Here is a 17,806-nt window from a genome sequence, read left to right on the forward strand (position 1 = left end):
AGGAAAAAACTATGTCGCGTTGGTTTTTATCTATCAATCGGCTAAATTATAGTTTTGCAGTCTTAGATTTAATGACATGAGGAGGAGAATTTTTGTTAGAGTCGGTTTTACTTTCTTTAATTGAAGCGCTAAAACAGCTCTCTTATTTTGGCGTAATTTTAGCATTAACGTTTGAGTTTGTCCCCGCAGAGCTTGTTTTACCTTTAGTAGGGTATTGGGTGTACCAAGGTGATATGAACTTGTATCTGGCTATCCTTGCAGGTACAGTAGGCGGTGTGTGTGGACCGTTGACTCTTTATGCACTGGGACGTTACGGTGGACGACCGCTAGTTTTAAAATATGGAAAATATTTTTTGGTGAAAGAAAAAGAAATTGACGCTGCCGATCGCTTTTTTAATAAGTACGGCAGCGGGGTCGCTTTTTTTGGACGGTTTATTCCAGGAGTGCGTACGGCTATCTCTTTTCCATGCGGGATGGCAAAAATGAATGTATGGCTGTTTTCTATTTACACATTTGTTGCGATGCTTCCAGTAACGGCTATTTACGTATATTTAGGATATAAGTTAGGACCTAAGTGGAAAGAGGTGGGTCCGATTGTATCTCAATACATGCAGCCTATTGGAATCGGAATTGTTGTTTTAATTGCGTTGTTTTTTATCATTAAATATGTGCGGAATAAACAAGTAGGACAGAGCTGATAAATCGAGGAAAAGAGTGAGGATATGTCAGAGCATGAACAATTGAGAATAGAATTACGAAAAATTGAAAAGTGGGAGAAAGACCAAAAAGGACTTTTTTTCTGGGAGCGGCTGGCTCGCTTGCCTTTTTCAGCTTTAGATAAAGTAACGCCAAAGTTCATTCATCAAAAAATAGAAAAATTATTAGATGAAATTGCTAAGTATGTTGATAATGGAGGCCAGTATTTAGCTAATACGTCTGCCACGCTAGAGAAAGCATCAGCCCAATTACAAGAAAATAAGCAGCTGTCAATAGAGGATGTTCAGCATTTATCTCTGCAGGAAATGGATGAGTTGGCGGAGTATTTTATTGAAGTTCGAAAAAAGAATGCGCAGCTGCAAGGAGCTACAACCGGAGTAGGTGGAATTTTTACACTGGCGATTGATATTCCTTTTGTATTGGGACTTACGCTTAAGACACTGCAAGAAGTGGCTGTTTCTTATGGTTACGATCCCACTGAGCAAGAGGAACGCATTTTTATGGTCAAATGCATGCAGTTTTCATCCTCTGATATTGTAGGAAAGCGTGCGATTTTAGAAGAATTAGCAAGCGGCAATCGAACGCAGAGCTTGCAGCAGCTCCAAGGTTGGAGAGAAGTGTTTCTAACCTATAGAGACAACTTGGGATGGAAAAAGCTATTTCAAATGATTCCTATAGCAGGGATGGTGTTTGGGGCGTATATTAACAAACAAGCGATTAGCGATATAGGAGAAGTTGGAATGATGCTTTACCGTAAAAGACGCATTTTAGAAAAAGTCTCACAATCTAAAAAATAAAAATAGGCTGGTATGAAAGTATTTTAGTTGAAGAAAAATCCGAACGAGTTTGATTCTTAGTTGAGAATCAAATACGTTCGGATTTTTTTATTGATATAGTAAATGTAGCTTTCATGTATTTAGTTGCCTCTAGGTGTTGATTGGAGGGCAAGGCGAAGACTCCCGCGGAAAGCAAAGCCTTGCACGGAAATCAAAAGCGGTGTAACGAGCGATTTATATTAGATCGTTTACCTTTTTGTTCGTGTGTAGATGGGATTGATTTGTTTATGTCTCAATTACTTTTTTTCGACATTATTTCTGGGGAAATATGTCGAGGTGTGTTAAGCCTATTTCCTTAATCAAAATGAAAAGTAGGAATGGTAATAGTATTTTTTCGTCTGGCAATCAGTAAATAAATAATGCCAATTATACTCCATACAATACCGATAAATAAGGATGTTTTTTCTAAGTTAAGCCACATAAAAAATAAAAATAAACTGCCGAGTAAAGGCATAAGTACATATGAAATATATCCACTGAGAGATCGTTTGTTTTGTTGAATAAAATAATGGATAAAAACCGCTATGTTAACTGAACTGAACGCAATTAAAGCACCAAAATTAATTAAAGAGGTAGCTTTTTCAAGAGACAGACTTAGTGAAATTAAAGAGAGACCACCAATAATGACTACGTTCCAAACAGGCGTCTTTGTTTTAGGGTGAATATAGCCAAAAATTCTCCGCGGCAGATAACCATCTTTCCCAATTGCGTAGAGAAGTCTTGATGCACTCATATGTGAGACAAGTCCAGAAGCAATAGTTGATGTTAAGGCTGCTGCTACAAAAATAGATTGAAACAGCTGGCCGCCAATTTTATAAGCGATTTCAGCCGATGCACCTTCTAAATCATGAAACAAAGAGGCTGAAGGGAAAAGAAGCTGAGCAAAGTAAGAAACCGTAATAAATAAGGCGCCTCCCGTACATGCAATAATGAGAATCCCTTTGGGAATGGTTTTCTCAGGCTTAAGTGTTTCTTCAGCCATGGTGGTTACAGCATCAAACCCTAAAAAAGAAAAGCATAAAATAGCTGCTCCGTTTAATAAAAGAGATATAGAAGCCGATTCACTTATAAACGGTTTAAATGATAGCTCTTGCCCTTGAGTTGTAGCACTTAAAATAATAAAGATGATAGCTACTAAAATTTGAAAAGCAACTAATAGCGTACCAAAAGAAACGGTTAAATGAACGCTAAAAATATTCATTATGGTCATGATGACCACAAAGCTGATAATCCATACGGCTTTTGGAACACCTGGAAACAGAGAGCTTAGGTAAATATTTGTCAAAAGTGCATTAATCATCGGTAGAAATAGATAATCAAGAAGAGCCGTCCATCCTACCAAAAAACCAATGCTTGGATTCATTACTTGCTGTGCGTATGTATAAGAAGAACCAGCTCCGGGAAAAGCTTTTACCATTTTTCCATAACTAATGGCTGTGAATAAAATAGCAATCAACGTGAATGCATAAGCACCTGAAACATGTCCATCTGTGGATTCAGTTACAATGCCAAATGTATCGAAAACGGCCATGGGTGCCATGTAGCCTAATCCTATCACGACGATATGCCATAATTTTAGTTGTTTAAGAAGAGAAGGTCCATGATTCATATTTGTCATCCTTTCTGTGTATAATCATTCTGCAATATTTATTATTATACTATATTGTTAGATTTGTCATCTTTTTTTGAAAAAGAAGAGAAAATTGCGCGCTAAGAGATAAAGAGCGTTTAGTTAATTACTAGATAAAGCAAAAAAATGCTTTTTTTCACTTTGATTTTTACCATTGAGTCTAGAAAGCATTTTACATAAAATGAAAGAAAGTAAAAAAGCTTTCGATTAGTATGATCTACTTGTAATAAATACGAAAACAAACTTTTGAATGCGGTTACATTTTTGCGGGTGTATAAACTTATAATGATGATAAAGGAGATGAAGGAAGTGATTGCTACACCCTATATAAACTTGGAGATAAACAAGGGACCAGGTGTGCATGTTGTATTGGATGAAACAAAAAAAGATGGTGTTTATTTTATTAAATTAACGGTCAAGTCGATTAAAAAAAGAAGTCTTCCAAAAATGGCGTTAAAATGGAGCGTTCCGTTGTTAGATATCCAGCTATATAAATCTATACAAACTAGTCAGGGAGATGTGAGTACCTCTTCTGTTCATTGTTTTATAAATAAAAATGGCTCTAACCGCTACACTATTGCATGTTCAGACATACTTCACCCTATTCGGTGTGCCCCCAATTGGAAGGAAATGTGTCTAGATGTGGAGATGAACTTATTTAGTGAAAGCACTTGGTCTCTTCATAGCTACGAAACTGAACTGCGAGTAGATACAAGAATGATTGAAACAGAAGAGTTATTCAAAGATTTAGCGAAATGGTATGAAAGAAAAGAGATTAATCTAGCATCTGCTGTTGAGCATGCAACGGCAATAGATGAAAAAGGAAATGTCTCGTTAGATATTTGATGGTGAGGAGAGAGATAAAGTGGGGATCTTATTTAATGAACGTACAAAGGAGTTTCACCTGCAGGGCCGCGATGTAAGTTATATCTTTTCAGTGTTGAGAAACGAGCAGCTTGGTCACTTATACTATGGAAAAAAGCTTAAGCACCGTCCGTCTTTTCAGCATTTTTTACGTGTGGAAACAAGAGGAGCTAGCGCTTCGGTCTATGAAGGAGAACTAGCATTTTCTCTTGAAACAATCAAACAAGAGTATCCTTCTTATGGGACAACAGACTTCAGAGAGCCAGCCTACCAACTTCTTCAGCAAAACGGAAGCCGAGTCACCAATTTTGAATACGATAACCATAAAATTTACAAGGGCAAGAAGTCATTAAACGGCTTACCTGCTACATACGTAGAAGAAGAGAGTGAAGCCACGAGTGTAGAAGTTGAACTGATTGATAAATTGCTCAATGCATCACTTATTTTAACGTATACCGTTTACGAAGACCGAAATATTATTACGCGTCACGCACGATTTGAACATAGAGGAGAAGAACCAGTCGATATTTTGCGTATCATGAGCGGCAGCATTGATTTGCCCACATCAAACTATGAAATGGTTCAGCTTTCCGGTGCTTGGATTCGAGAGAGACACGTGAAAACAAGAATGCTTCAGCCGGGTATTCAAAGTATTTCTAGTGCGAGAGGTACAAGCAGCAGTCAGCAAAACCCATTTTTAATTTTAAAGAATCCAGCTGCAACTGAACACAGTGGAGAAGCGTACGGTTTTAGTCTTGTATACAGCGGAAACTTTCTTGGACAAGTGGAAGTAGATCACTATAATGTATCAAGAATAACGATGGGTATTCATCCTTTTGATTTTCAGTGGCGACTAGAAAGTGGACAAACTTTTCAATCACCAGAACTAGTATTGGCTTATTCAAATAACGGGCTAAACGGTCTTAGCCAAGAGTATCATGAGCTTTATCGCAAGCGTCTCGCTAGAGGAAAATGGCGGGATTTAGAGCGACCAGTTTTAATTAATAACTGGGAAGCGACGTATTTTGATTTTAACGAAGAGAAAATTGTACACATTGCCAAAGAAGCACAAAAGCTGGGCGTTGAACTTTTTGTATTGGATGACGGCTGGTTTGGTAAACGTAATGATGATACAACTTCTCTTGGAGACTGGTTTGTAGATGAAAAAAAGCTTCCGGGCGGTATGAAATCATTGGCTCAAAAAGTAACGGATTTAGGTATGGACTTTGGATTATGGTTTGAACCTGAAATGATTTCAAAGCAAAGCAACTTGTATGAAAAGCATCCAGATTGGTTGATTCATGTGCCAAATCGTCATCAGTCTCATGGACGAAATCAATATGTGCTTGATTTTTCACGAGAAGAAGTAGTGAATTATATTTATGAACGAATGGAAGCTATTTTAAGTGAAGCACCTATCTCGTATATAAAATGGGATATGAACCGAAATATAACGGAGATTGGATCTGTTGGGCTACCCGCGAATCGCCAGTTTGAAGTAGTACATCGCTACATTTTAGGAGTATATGATTTGTATGAGCGACTAACAAAGAAGTTTCCGGATATTTTATTTGAATCGTGTGCAAGCGGGGGCGCTAGATTTGATCCGGGAATGCTTTATTATGCTCCTCAAGCTTGGACGAGCGATAACACGGACGCGATTGAACGTCTAAAAATTCAGTACGGCACGTCTTTTGCTTATCCAATCAGTTCAATGGGAGCACACGTATCAGCCGTACCAAATCATCAAGTACGCAGAGTAACAAGTCTAGAAACAAGAGGAGACGTTGCGTATTTTGGCGCATTCGGTTATGAGTTAGATGTTACGCTGATGACAGAAGATGAAAAAGAAACGGTAAAAAAACAAATTCAGTATTATAAAAAATACCGATCTCTTATTCAAAATGGAAGATTCTATCGATTAAAAAGTCCGTTTGAACAAGATGGAAATGTGACGAGCTGGATGGTTGTTTCATCCGATCAAAAGCAGGCAATCATCGGTTATTATCAAGTATTAGCTAGATCAAATCCTTCTTATGAACGCATTGAGCTAAAAGGGCTTCATCCTGATTATGAATATACAGTGATGGAAACAGACCAAACAGCTTATGGAGATGAGCTCATGTACGCAGGAATTGCTCTAACTCATGAATATCCGGGTGTTGAAGCATACGATAAAAAATCTGGAGACTTTGTATCGGTTATTTACACACTGCAAGCGCAATAAGCAAAGAGGCTGGGACATAACGAAATAAATCCAATCGAAAGATGAACAAATGAGATACATGAGCTGGACTGCTTATGACACCGCAATTGATTTCCGTGCAAGGCTTCGCTTTCGCTCCTGCGGGGTCTCACCTGTTCCGCTTTTCCCGCAGGAGTCTTCGCCTTGCCCTCCAATCAACTGCTAGAAGGAACGAAACAAATAAAACGATATGCATCATCAAAAAAAAACGAACCACTCATCAAACAGGTTGATGAATGGTTCGTTTTTTACTTGGGCTCAACTACTTTTGTCCCAGCCTCTTTAAGTTAACTATTATTTATGAAGTGTTGACATAAAAGGCGTGATAATGGTAACTTTTAGTTATAATTGTTAACTTTATATTTTTTTAGTTTACTAAAGTGGAGGGGAATCGATGGAAACCACAAGTTTAAGAGATTGGAAAGCACTTGCTCAGTCTATTATTAAAGGGAAAGAAATTACATATAAAGAAGCGCTTCAACTTCTTTATGTACCGGATGAAGAAGTGTTAGAGGTCATGAATGCCGCGTACTTAATTCGTCATCATCATTATGGAAAAAAAGTAAAGCTTAATATGATTATTAATACTAAATCGGGTTTATGCCCAGAAGACTGTGGATATTGTTCGCAGTCGATTGTATCAGAAGCGCCGATTGATAAGTATGCGTGGTTAACAAAAGAGAAAATTGTAGAAGGTGCTTTTGAAGCTCAAAAAAGAAAAGCAGGTACATATTGCATCGTAGCGTCAGGCCGCCGCCCTACTGATAAAGAAGTAGCGCACGTAGTTGGAGCGGTAAAGGAAATTCGTCAAAAGACAGACTTGAAAATCTGTGCCTGTCTAGGATTTTTAACAGATGATCAAGCACACGAACTAGTCGAGGCGGGTGTTCATCGCTATAATCATAATTTAAATACTCACGCTGATAACTATGACAATATTTGTTCTACGCATGGCTATGAAGATCGAGTCGATACGGTTACTACATCTAAAAAAGCAGGTTTGTCACCTTGTTCCGGTGCAATTTTTGGAATGGGCGAGACAAATGAACAAGCCGTTGAATTAGCTTTTCAAATTAAAAAGTTAGATGCAGATTCTATTCCATGCAATTTTCTTGTTGCCGTTCCAGGAACGCCTCTAGAAGACAAAAAGGCGTTAAAGCCAATGCAATGCTTAAAGCTGTTAGCGATGATGCGTTTTGTAAATCCAACCAAAGAAATTCGAATTTCAGGAGGCAGAGAAGTTAACCTCAGATCACTTCAGCCGCTTGGTTTGTTTGCTGCAAACTCAATTTTTGTAGGCGATTATTTAACGACTCAAGGTCAAGAACCTACAGCTGACTGGGGATTAATTGAAGATTTAGGATTTGAAATCGAAGAATGTGCACTGTGAAGCCGTTGAGAAATCAACGGCTTTTTTTATCTTCAGCAGATTTACAGGAACTATACGTTTACTTTACAAAACTCAACAGCTTCTTTATATTGCCTTCACAAATAACCATTATTATAAAACATGTGAACGATAAGTGAATAGTTACTAAGGTTATGAAATTGAGAAACCACAAAAAACAATAGGTCTATATAAACATCCTATGCGTTTTTTGTGGTTTTTTTATAAATGAAAGGAAGGAATCGTTTTGAATAAGGAAGCAGATTTCTTACAACAGCTTGGACAAGATCGTTTAATTGCATCCATTAAAAGTCCGAAAAATTTAGAGCAATTTTTAGAAACAGAGATCCAGGCCGCCTTTTTATTAACGGGAAACATCAGTGTAATTAAACGCTATGTAGATTTACTCAAACAGCATAATCGAACGGTTTTCTTACACATTGAAAAAATTCCGGGAATTAGCTATGACCGGGAAGGGCTTAAATTTCTCGCTAAGTTTGTAAAGCCCACAGGTATCGTAACCACTAAAAGTTCACTCATTAATTACGCAAAACAGGAAGGGCTGGTTGCTATTCAGCGGCTGTTTTTAGTGGATACAGACGCAGTAGCACAGGGGTTAAAAACCGTTCAAGATATTAAACCGGATGCATTAGAACTAATGCCAGGATTGATTCCGGAGATGATAGAGAAAATCGTTAAAAAAACAAGTATCCCTATTATTACAGGTGGACTCATTCAAAATGAAAGCCATATCCAAGCTGCTTTAAAAGCAGGGGCTACGGCAGTTTCTACAGGAAAATCATGGCTATGGAAAAAATATGAATGAGCGAGAAAGGAGCGTTTTTAATGAAAAAAGTAGAGTTAGTTAACGTTGGAAAGTCATACGATCAAAAAACAAATGTCATTCAAGATATTAATGTCACAATTGAACCTGGAGAATTCTTCGTATTAGTAGGTCCTTCAGGGTGCGGGAAAAGTACAATGCTGCGAATGATTGCCGGATTAGAAGAAGTCACACAGGGAGAGTTGCTAATCGGGGATGTAAAAGCAAATAAACTGCTTCCAAGTCAGCGCGATTTGTCCATGGTGTTTCAAAACTATGCTTTATATCCGCATTTGACAGTAGAACAAAATATTCTTTTTGGTCTGCATACAAAGAAGATTTCAAAGCAAGAACAGCACAAGCGCTGCAGGGAAGCAGCAGAAATGCTTGGTTTAAGTGAATATTTAAAACGAAAGCCTAGACAGCTTTCGGGAGGACAGCGTCAGCGTGTAGCACTCGCACGTGCTATAGTTACTCATTCACCTATTTGCCTGATGGATGAGCCGTTATCCAACTTGGATGCGAAGCTGCGAGCAAAGATGAGATCAGAAATTCGCCAGATTCAGCGTAAGTTAGGTATTACGATGATTTATGTCACGCATGATCAAACGGAAGCGATGACGATGGCGGATCGAATGATGATTTTAAATGGAGGTAATATTCAGCAGGTTGGGCGTCCGCTCGATATTTACAATGCACCGGCAAACACGTTCGTAGCGTCGTTTATAGGTTCTCCCCCTATGAACTTATCAAACGTTTCTATAGAAAATAACTTACTCGTTTTTGAAGATAGAAGAGCTATTTCTATGAGTGCATCATACAACAACCTTAGCGGTAAAAAGGAAGTTGTGGTTGGAGTAAGACCTGAGCACGTTCAGCTTGCGACAAACGACAACACCAGCTTTATCGTAGAGGTAGATAATGTCGAAATTCTAGGAACGGAAACACTGCTTACATTTCAAATGGGAGACAAACAGTGGATGGCTAAGTGGAACGGTCAATGGAATATAAAAGTGGGAGAGCGCGTCCCTATTTTTATCGATCCAAAACACCTGTTTTTATTTGATAGTGATACAGGTTCATGCTTGCACTATGAACCATCAACGGAAGATTTAACTGTAAAGGGGGCATTTGTATGAGTGCTGTTACCAAAACAGCAAACTCGCCTGTTTCTGTTTCATCAAATCCACAAGAAAAGAAGTCAATGCCTAACCTATTGGTAGGATTATCTTACTTGCTGCCATCATTATTGTTATTTGGTGTATTTCTTTTCTACCCAATGATTAAGACCTTATATTTAAGTCTTTTTATTACAGACACACAGGGAAATCCCTTGAAATTTGTAGGATTACAAAATTTCTTTTATCTATTTACAGATCCAAACTTTTTACAAAGTATGAAAGCCACTTTTTTATTTGTACTATACACGGTGCCTATTGGCTTAATTATTGCATTATTCCTAGCGCTAATCGCAAATGAAAAGCTAAAAGGAATTGGTTTTTTCAGAACAATGTTTTCATCTACGATGGGAATGAGCGTAGCGGCTTCTTCTGTAATTTGGATGTTTATGTATAACCCGACAATCGGTGTTATTAATAAAGTATTAAATCTTGTAGGCATTCATGATGTGCAGTGGTTATTAGATCCTAAGTATGCGCTGATTGCTGTGTCCATCTCTACGATTTGGATGAACATTGGGTTTACCTTTTTAATTTTACTTGGCGGGTTACAAAATATTGATGAAAAGCTGTATGAAAACGCGCGTATTGCTGGAGTTAGCTATTGGTATCAGCTCCGTAAAATTACGCTTCCTATGCTTTCGCCAACGCTGTTTTTTATTATCACCGTTTCGTTTATTAACGCGTTTCAAACGTTTGGACAAATTGACATTTTAACAAAAGGCGGGCCTACAGATTCCACAAATGTCATTGTTTATTCAATCTACAAAGATGCATTTGTAAACTATAATGTTGGCTCTGCAAGTGCTCAAGCTACAATTTTGTTTTTCTGTATTCTACTGGTTACGGCTCTTCAATTTAAGCTTGGAGAAAGGAAGGTACATTATCAATGAGCATCACGAGAAAATGGACAACTTATTTGTTACTCATTGCAGCTACTTTAGTATTGATGTTTCCTATTCTATACGCTTTTTCCATTAGTTTTATGAGTGGAGCGGAAGTGTTGGAAGGGAAGATTTGGCCATCATCTTTTTCATTTGAAAACTATCGGGATGCTTTTGAAAAAGTTCCGCTGCTTCATTATTTAATTAATAGTTTTGCTGTATCTATTTTTGTCATGGCTGGGCAGCTGTTAGTTTCAAGTTTGGCTGCTTTTGCATTTGTATTTATTAAATTTAAAGGAAGAGATGCTATTTTCTTTCTCTTTATTTCTACGATGATGATTCCATGGGAAGCAACGATGGTTCCTAACTTTTTAACAGCACAAAAGCTAGGCTGGATTAATAACTATTTGGGATTAACAATTCCTTTTTTCGCCTTAGCATTTGGAACATTTTTATTGCGTCAACAGTTTAAAACCATTCCGGGCGAGCTGTATGAAGCTTCTCAAGTCGCAGGGATCAGCCGCTTTCGTTTCTTTTGGAATGTTGTGCTTCCTGTTTCTAAAACAAGTCTAGTTACGCTTGGCGTATATAGCTTTTTAACAACATGGAATATGTATTTATGGCCACTGTTAGTTACAAATACAGAGGATGTTCGTACCGTTCAGATTGGTTTAAAACAAATGCAAACGCAGGAGATTTCAACTGATTGGGGAGTGGTTATGGCCGCTGTCGTAGTTGTTATTATACCGACATTATTACTATTATTCCTAGGTCAAAAACGTCTTCAAAAAGGATTAACACAAGGTGCAATTAAATAGGAGAGTGAATGTGATGAAAAAGATATTGGCTATCGTAACGGCATGCTTGCTAGTCATTCTAGGCGCTTGCTCAAACTCAACTGGTTCTTCGGAAGCGCAAGAAACTAAAAAAACAGCATCAGGTAAAACAGAAGTCGTTTTTTGGCACGCCATGAGCGGTGACCTTGAAAAATCACTCAATAAAATAGTCGATGAGTACAATAAATCTCAGGATAAAGTTGAAGTAAAGCCCGTTTTCCAAGGAACGTATGAGGAAGCACAAACAAAATTTAATACGGTAGCAGGAACTAAAGATGCACCGGCTATCATGCAAACGTTCGAAGTAGGAACGAAATTCATGATAGACAGTGGTAAGGTTCAGCCTGTTCAAAAATTCATTGATGAAGACCACTACGATACTTCACAGTGGGAGAAAAATATTTCAAGCTATTACCAAGTAGATGGAAAGCAATATTCAATGCCGTTTAACTCTTCAACACCTGTGTTAGTTTACAACAAAGATGCCTTTAAAAAAGCAGGGTTAGATCCTGAAAATCCACCAAAAACGTATGATGAATTAAAGGCAGCTGCAAAGAAACTAACAGAGAAACAAGGAAATAAAACATCACAATACGGTTTTTCAATTCTAAATTACGGATGGTTCTTTGAAGAGCTAGTTGCTTCTCAAGGCGGTTTGTATGTAGATCACGAAAACGGTCGTAAAGGGGATGCCGAGAAGGCAGTATTTAATGGAAAAGAAGGACAAAACGCATTTAATTTAATCAATGACATGTACAAAGAAGGTACTTTCTACAATGTAGGGCAAAACTGGGACGATATGCGCGCAGCATTTCAATCTAAAAAAATTGCAATGTTTTTAGATTCATCAGCAGGTATTAAAACATTAGTAGACAATGCTCCATTTGATGTGGGTGTATCAGATCTTCCTGTGCCAAAAGAAGAGGATCGCCAAGGAGTAGCTATCGGGGGAGCATCTTTATGGATGTCTAAAGGAATTAGTGATGAAACATCTAAAGCGGCGTGGGACTTCATGAAATATTTAGCAACACCAGAAGTTCAGGCAAAATGGCACGTGGAAAGTGGCTATTTTGCGGTTAATCCTAAAGCATATGATCAAGAAATCGTAAAGAAAGAATGGAAAAAATATCCTCAACTAAAAGTGACGGTTGATCAGCTTCATAAAACTAAATCAACTCCGGCAACACAAGGCGCTTTAATTTCGGTATTTCCGGAATCACGCCAAAAGGTAGTAACAGGAATGGAGAGCCTGTACCAGGGAGTAAAGCCGAAACAAGCACTTGATCAAGCAGCAAAAGAAACGAATAGAGCATTAGAAGTAGCCAATCAAAAATAACGTATGATTACGAAGCTCGTCTTTCAAGTTATTTTGAGGACGAGCTTTTTATTTAGTGAATGACTAGTTAGGGGAGATAGAGGACAATGAATAATTCAATTGATCTTTATGCGCATCGCGGCTTTAGCGGACGATATCCTGAAAATACAATGATTGCATTTGAAGAAGCTAGAAAAATGCGAGTTTCAGGTATTGAATTGGATGTACAACTAACCAAAGACGGAGAAATAGTAGTGATTCACGATGAACGAATTGACAGAACGACGAATGGAATGGGATATGTTCAAGAATTTTCATATAAACAGCTGCGGTTATTCGATGCTGGAAGCTGGTATGATTCTCGTTTTTCTAAACAATCAATTCCCACGTTAATAGAAGTGTTTGAGTGGATGATGGACAAAAAGACAGAAATGACCGTGAACATTGAATTAAAAAATGACCAAATTTACTATCCAAAACTTGAGGAAAAAGTTCTTCGTCTAATCGATGAGTTTGATTTAGAAGATCAAGTTATTTTGTCATCTTTTAACTATGATAGCTTGGCTAAAGTGAGATCTCTCCATTCATATATCCCAACAGGATTTTTATTTGAAGGGGTGAGTGAAGATGCGATTGGAAAAGCAAAATCGATAGGTGCGCACCTGCACTGTGATATGTCGTTTGCTCTTTCTTCGTACGGGAAAAAAGCAAAGCAAGAAGGATTAGACTTACGAGTATATACAATTAATGAACTGAATGACTTTTTGAAGCTCCAGCAGGCTTCAGTAAAAGTAGTGATGACAGATTACCCTAACCGTTTTTCCTCTACAATGTTCAAAGGATGACGAAGAAAGGCCGTATGTATTCGTACGGCCTTTTTTATAGGGTAAATATTATTTTATTCTGAATAGTATAAAATTTATATTGTGAAATTGTTTTATAGATGATATATTGAGAGTAGATTATAATGTTCCTTATGAAAGCGGATACATGTTGCGTAGCTCCGCAAACGTTCATTTGCCGGTCCCTAGCATCGTCTGTTATCTCTTTTAGGAGGAATAAAAAATCATGTATGATCAAGATACTATCTATATTATTGGAGATGCCAAAGCTCCTCAAAGCAATCCGATTACTAAAAAGTTCAATCAGTATTTTCTAGGATTGGTAGTTGATAAAACAAATGGAAAAATTATTGATGTGGAATGCTCAGCGACGATTGAGTTAACCGTTCGATTTGTTCAATCAATTTTTATTGGACGTCATATAAGTGATCCCACCCTTATAGACGACATTAACAGCCGCTACTTCGGGTCTTCCCAAAAAGCGCTGGTGGTAGCGTTTCATGATGCACAGAAAAAATATCAGCAAATAACAGCTGCTTTGTCTACATAGACCTAGACGAAATCCAGCCTGACGTTTTCAAACGTTGGGCTGGATTTTGTTTTGCATAAAAACATTTTCGGGGAGATGAAGGGGGAAGAATAAATGATTCAAGATGGATTTATGTATGTGAGTGTGTTAACTGCCTTTGCTGCGCTCATGGTAGGGATTGAAAAACGATTTAAAGCCAATGGATTTTTTAAGTTTATTCCAGGTATTGTACTTATTTATATAGGAGCGGCTCTTATGCAAACGGCAGGATTATTTGGGGATAGCGAGTCAAATGCCGCCATGTATGCAGGCGTTAAAAATGCACTTCTTCCTGCTATGCTGATGCTTATGCTGTTAAAGTGTGATGTTCGAAGTGTAATTAAACTTGGTCCAAGAATGCTGGGAGGATTCATCGTTGCGGTTTTTAGTATAATGATAGGCTTTTTCCTCGTCTATGCCATCTTTAAGAATTTCTATGTAGAGGATACGTGGAAAGCTTTTGGTGCTTTATCAGGAAGTTGGACCGGTGGGTCAGCTAACATGGTTGCCCTTCAAGGGATTTTGGATGTTCCAGAAAATATATTTGGCTACGCTCTTATGATGGATACGATTAACTATGCCGTATGGGTTATGTTTATGTTTTGGCTTGTACCATTTGCATCTAAATTTAATAAATGGACAAAAGCAGACGTCAGCTTTATTGAGAATAGTATAGATGAAGTCGCAGCAACATCTGAAAGCGAAAAAGAAGGTCCTCAGTTTCAGCATCTTCTTTATTTGCTTGGGCTAGGTTTGTTCGTTTCGGCATTGTCTACATTTATCGGAGGGCGTTTGCCTGAAGTGGGAGCCGTTATTAATGCAACGAGCTGGACGATTATGATTGCTTCTGTCGTTGGTTTAGTGCTTGCTGTAACTCCAGCGGCAAAAATTCCAGGTACGCTCGATGTATCAAACGTTATGTTATACATCGTTGTAGCGTTAATTGCTTCTCAATCAGATTTTTCAAATTTAGTTCAGGCTCCTATTTACTTAGTATCTGGTTTTCTCATTATGTTCGTCCACTTAGTGATCATGCTGTTGCTAGCTAAACTATTTAAATATGATTTATTTACGCTCGGGGTAGCCAGTTTAGCTAATATTGGCGGAATGGCGTCTGCTCCAATGCTTGCAGCTGCTTATAACCGTGCACTGATTCCGGTAGGAGTCATTATGGCTCTGATGGGTTCCTTCTTAGGTACTTATTTTGGTATGATGATCGCCAAAATTTTAGGGGCGATCTAAGAATAAACCAAAATAGGTATAAAAGAACATGTGTGCTGAATCGAAAGGAAGCGATTGAAATGATAATTAAAGACATAACTGTAAAGCATCAAACCGTTCCACTGCTCGTTCCGTTTAAAACAGCGCTTCGAACAGCAACAGAGATAGACAGCATAAGTGTAGAGATTCAGTTAGAAAACGGAATAAAAGGAAAAGGAGCGGCTTCGCCAACATATGTTATTACAGGCGATTCTTTAGAAGGCATTCAAGCTGCACTTCAAGGACCTATTAAACTAGCGCTAATAGGGGAGGATATACGTCAGTTTCAAAAACTCTTAAAAAAAATTCAAAGCTGCTGTATTCACAATTCAAGTGCTAAAGCGGCTGCTGATATCGCTTTGCATGATGCTTATACAAAGTTTCTCAACATTCCTTTATATGCTTTCTTGGGCGATAAGCAGCCTATCTCTACGTGTATGACGATAAGTGTTGATACACCTGAAAAAATGGCTGAAGACGCACAAAAAAGTGCAGCGGACGGATTTGACATTTTAAAAGTGAAGGTAGGTTCAATTCCTGAGCTAGACCTTGAGCGTATTAAACATATTCGATCTGTCATTCCGGATCATGTAAAACTTCGGTTGGATGCAAATCAAGGATGGACTCCAAAACAAGCAGTGCAATTAATTAATGAAATGGAAGCTCTCAATTTCGGTATTGAACTGGTAGAACAGCCTGTCGTTGCTCATGATTGGGAAGGGTTAAAGTTTGTGACTGAACGAGTAAACATACCCATTATGGCAGATGAGAGTCTATTTTCTGCCAAAGATGCATTAAGGCTTGTAAGCGGGCGGTACGTGGATCTTTTAAATATTAAGCTAATGAAGTGCGGAGGCATTAATGAAGCAAGAAAAATCGCGAGTATTGCTGAGGCGAACGGTGTTGCGTGTATGATTGGAAGCATGATGGAACCATCACTTTCCGTGGGAGCAGCTGCTCATCTGGCAGCCGCTCATCCAAATATCACGTATTTTGACTTAGATGCTCCTCTTTGGCTTTCAACTGAACTGGATGTGTTAAAGTACAGCGGTCAAGAGGTTTTCTTATCAGATCTTCCTGGAATAGGAGAAATCACCGTTCCTATCTCAAAATAAAAAGATAGTAATATAGTAGAAGGAGAGAGACGATGAATATAAAACGTTGGCTTTTGACGGTAACAACAGTTATTTTAGCTACATTTGGAGTCAGTGCAGTTCCTTCTGTTCATGCTTCTGAAGAAAAAGAAACTGCTTATATAGATGTCGCAGCAGCTACTCTTTGGACAGCACCAAACATCTTGCGTGAAGTGGACGCTCCGTCAGCTACTAATCCTGTAGATATGAAGAAGTGGACCACATCGATGAATTTGAAACAGAAGCAGCAGTTATCTAGTGACGGGATGCTTGAGACACAAGCGTTATATGGAAACAAAGTAACGGTTTTAGAGAGACAAGGAGATTGGGTCAAAGTAGCTGTAGACGGACAGCCTACTTCTCGAAATGAATTAGGATATCCCGGGTGGATGCCTACTAAACAATTAACCTATAGCAAAAGGTACGAACAGTATGCAAAGAAGCCTTTTATAATGGTGACGGCTCCGACTACTTATTTATATCATTCGCCTTCTTTGAAAAAGAAAGGTATTGAAGTTAGCTATAATACGCGCTTACCTCTTTTGGTAAAATCAAAGAGTGCATATAAAGTATTAAAACCAAATGGAAAGACAGCATGGGTTTCTGCAAAAGCAGGAAAAATCTACGCTTCTCAAAAAGATATTCCTGTACCAACTGGCACGGAGCTTGTTGAAAGCGGAAAGGCATTTTTAAACCTTCCATATTTATGGGCTGGCATGAGTGGTTTTGGATTTGACTGCTCTGGATTTACGTTTACGATGTACCAGTCCCATGGTATTACAATTCCACGTGACTCAGGCCCACAGTCTAGAGCAGGGAAACCAGTAGAGATGAACAATCTTCAACCCGGAGACTTATTATTCTTTGCCTATAACCAAGGAAAAGGAAGCGTCCACCATGTAGCAATGTATGCGGGAGATGGTATGATGATTCATTCGCCGAACTCCGAGCGGACAGTAGAGATTATTCCTTTAAACACGAAGGGGTATATTGAAGAGTATGCAGGTGCACGTCGTTATTTACCTTAATTAGTAAGATAAGAAAGAAGCTCTTTTTGTGAAGGGCTTCTTTTTTAATATAGGTATAAATAAAAATTAGAAAATTTAGATTATTTATGTTTAACTACTTCTCAGTAGGGGAAGAAGTAAAGTAAGAAAAAAACGTTTTTCTTCTCGAAACATATTGACTTTATGTGCAGGGCATTATATTATTATAAAGCGTCGTTGAGACATAACAGTAACAATGAAGCTAAAAAAAAGAATTTTAAAAAGTTGTTGACATTACGTCG

16 protein-coding genes are annotated in these 17,806 nt (G+C 38.2%); 15 read left to right on the top strand and 1 reads right to left on the bottom strand.

From position 1 onward, the window contains the following. Positions 1-92 precede the first annotated feature (92 nt). Positions 93-698, top strand: coding sequence for a DedA family protein (locus CEQ83_RS02295; RefSeq protein WP_013055189.1), 606 nt, complete (start codon positions 93-95; stop codon positions 696-698). Between the two features lie 24 nt (positions 699-722). Next, positions 723-1,514, top strand: a complete 792-nt coding sequence (locus CEQ83_RS02300) for an EcsC family protein (RefSeq protein WP_028412681.1) — start codon at positions 723-725, stop codon at positions 1,512-1,514. Between the two features lie 334 nt (positions 1,515-1,848). On the opposite strand, the gene CEQ83_RS02305 is transcribed toward CEQ83_RS02300, so the two are convergent. Continuing rightward, on the bottom strand, positions 1,849-3,162 hold the full coding sequence (locus CEQ83_RS02305; RefSeq protein WP_028412680.1) for an APC family permease: 1,314 nt from the start codon (positions 3,160-3,162) through the stop codon (positions 1,849-1,851). A gap of 321 nt (positions 3,163-3,483) precedes the next feature. Between CEQ83_RS02305 and CEQ83_RS02310 the strand changes: the two genes are divergently transcribed. The 13 genes from CEQ83_RS02310 (at position 3,484) to CEQ83_RS02370 (ending at position 17,546) form a co-directional block, all read left to right on the top strand. Continuing rightward, positions 3,484-4,029, top strand: a complete 546-nt coding sequence (locus tag CEQ83_RS02310) for a hypothetical protein (protein ID WP_228123056.1) — start codon at positions 3,484-3,486, stop codon at positions 4,027-4,029. Between the two features lie 19 nt (positions 4,030-4,048). Next, the gene (locus CEQ83_RS02315; RefSeq protein WP_099330598.1) at positions 4,049-6,274 is read left to right on the top strand and encodes an alpha-galactosidase; all 2,226 of its coding nucleotides are present in this window, start codon (positions 4,049-4,051) and stop codon (positions 6,272-6,274) included. 412 nt (positions 6,275-6,686) lie between these two features. After that, a complete protein-coding gene (gene bioB / locus CEQ83_RS02320) occupies positions 6,687-7,682 on the top strand; it encodes a biotin synthase BioB (RefSeq protein ID WP_034264346.1) in 996 nt (331 codons plus the stop codon). Between the two features lie 244 nt (positions 7,683-7,926). Next, complete coding sequence (locus CEQ83_RS02325; protein ID WP_028412676.1) at positions 7,927-8,505, top strand: glycerol-3-phosphate responsive antiterminator; 579 nt, start codon at positions 7,927-7,929, stop codon at positions 8,503-8,505. A 20-nt stretch (positions 8,506-8,525) separates the two neighbouring features. After that, on the top strand, positions 8,526-9,641 hold the full coding sequence (locus tag CEQ83_RS02330; protein WP_028412675.1) for an ABC transporter ATP-binding protein: 1,116 nt from the start codon (positions 8,526-8,528) through the stop codon (positions 9,639-9,641). Continuing rightward, on the top strand, positions 9,638-10,573 hold the full coding sequence (locus CEQ83_RS02335; RefSeq protein WP_028412674.1) for a carbohydrate ABC transporter permease: 936 nt from the start codon (positions 9,638-9,640) through the stop codon (positions 10,571-10,573). The genes CEQ83_RS02330 and CEQ83_RS02335 overlap by 4 nt, the downstream gene beginning before the upstream one ends. Then, the gene (locus CEQ83_RS02340; RefSeq protein ID WP_028412673.1) at positions 10,570-11,382 is read left to right on the top strand and encodes a carbohydrate ABC transporter permease; all 813 of its coding nucleotides are present in this window, start codon (positions 10,570-10,572) and stop codon (positions 11,380-11,382) included. The genes CEQ83_RS02335 and CEQ83_RS02340 overlap by 4 nt, the downstream gene beginning before the upstream one ends. Positions 11,383-11,395: 13 nt before the next feature. Further along, on the top strand, positions 11,396-12,736 hold the full coding sequence (locus tag CEQ83_RS02345) for an ABC transporter substrate-binding protein (protein ID WP_028412672.1): 1,341 nt from the start codon (positions 11,396-11,398) through the stop codon (positions 12,734-12,736). Between the two features lie 86 nt (positions 12,737-12,822). Then, entirely contained in the window at positions 12,823-13,560 is a 738-nt protein-coding gene (locus tag CEQ83_RS02350; RefSeq protein ID WP_028412671.1) for a glycerophosphodiester phosphodiesterase, read from the top strand. Positions 13,561-13,783: 223 nt separating this feature from the next. Further along, the gene (locus CEQ83_RS02355; protein ID WP_028412670.1) at positions 13,784-14,107 is read left to right on the top strand and encodes a DUF3870 domain-containing protein; all 324 of its coding nucleotides are present in this window, start codon (positions 13,784-13,786) and stop codon (positions 14,105-14,107) included. Between the two features lie 93 nt (positions 14,108-14,200). Then, positions 14,201-15,367 carry a DUF819 family protein gene (locus tag CEQ83_RS02360; protein WP_028412669.1) on the top strand — a complete coding sequence of 389 codons (1,167 nt, stop codon included), beginning with the start codon at positions 14,201-14,203 and terminating at the stop codon, positions 15,365-15,367. Positions 15,368-15,426: 59 nt separating this feature from the next. Continuing rightward, positions 15,427-16,500, top strand: a complete 1,074-nt coding sequence (locus tag CEQ83_RS02365) for a dipeptide epimerase (protein ID WP_028412668.1) — start codon at positions 15,427-15,429, stop codon at positions 16,498-16,500. Between the two features lie 32 nt (positions 16,501-16,532). After that, the gene (locus CEQ83_RS02370; protein WP_028412667.1) at positions 16,533-17,546 is read left to right on the top strand and encodes a C40 family peptidase; all 1,014 of its coding nucleotides are present in this window, start codon (positions 16,533-16,535) and stop codon (positions 17,544-17,546) included. Positions 17,547-17,806: the final 260 nt, after the last annotated feature.

Source organism: Priestia megaterium, assembly GCF_009497655.1.
Lineage (GTDB): Bacteria > Bacillota > Bacilli > Bacillales > Bacillaceae_H > Priestia > Priestia zanthoxyli.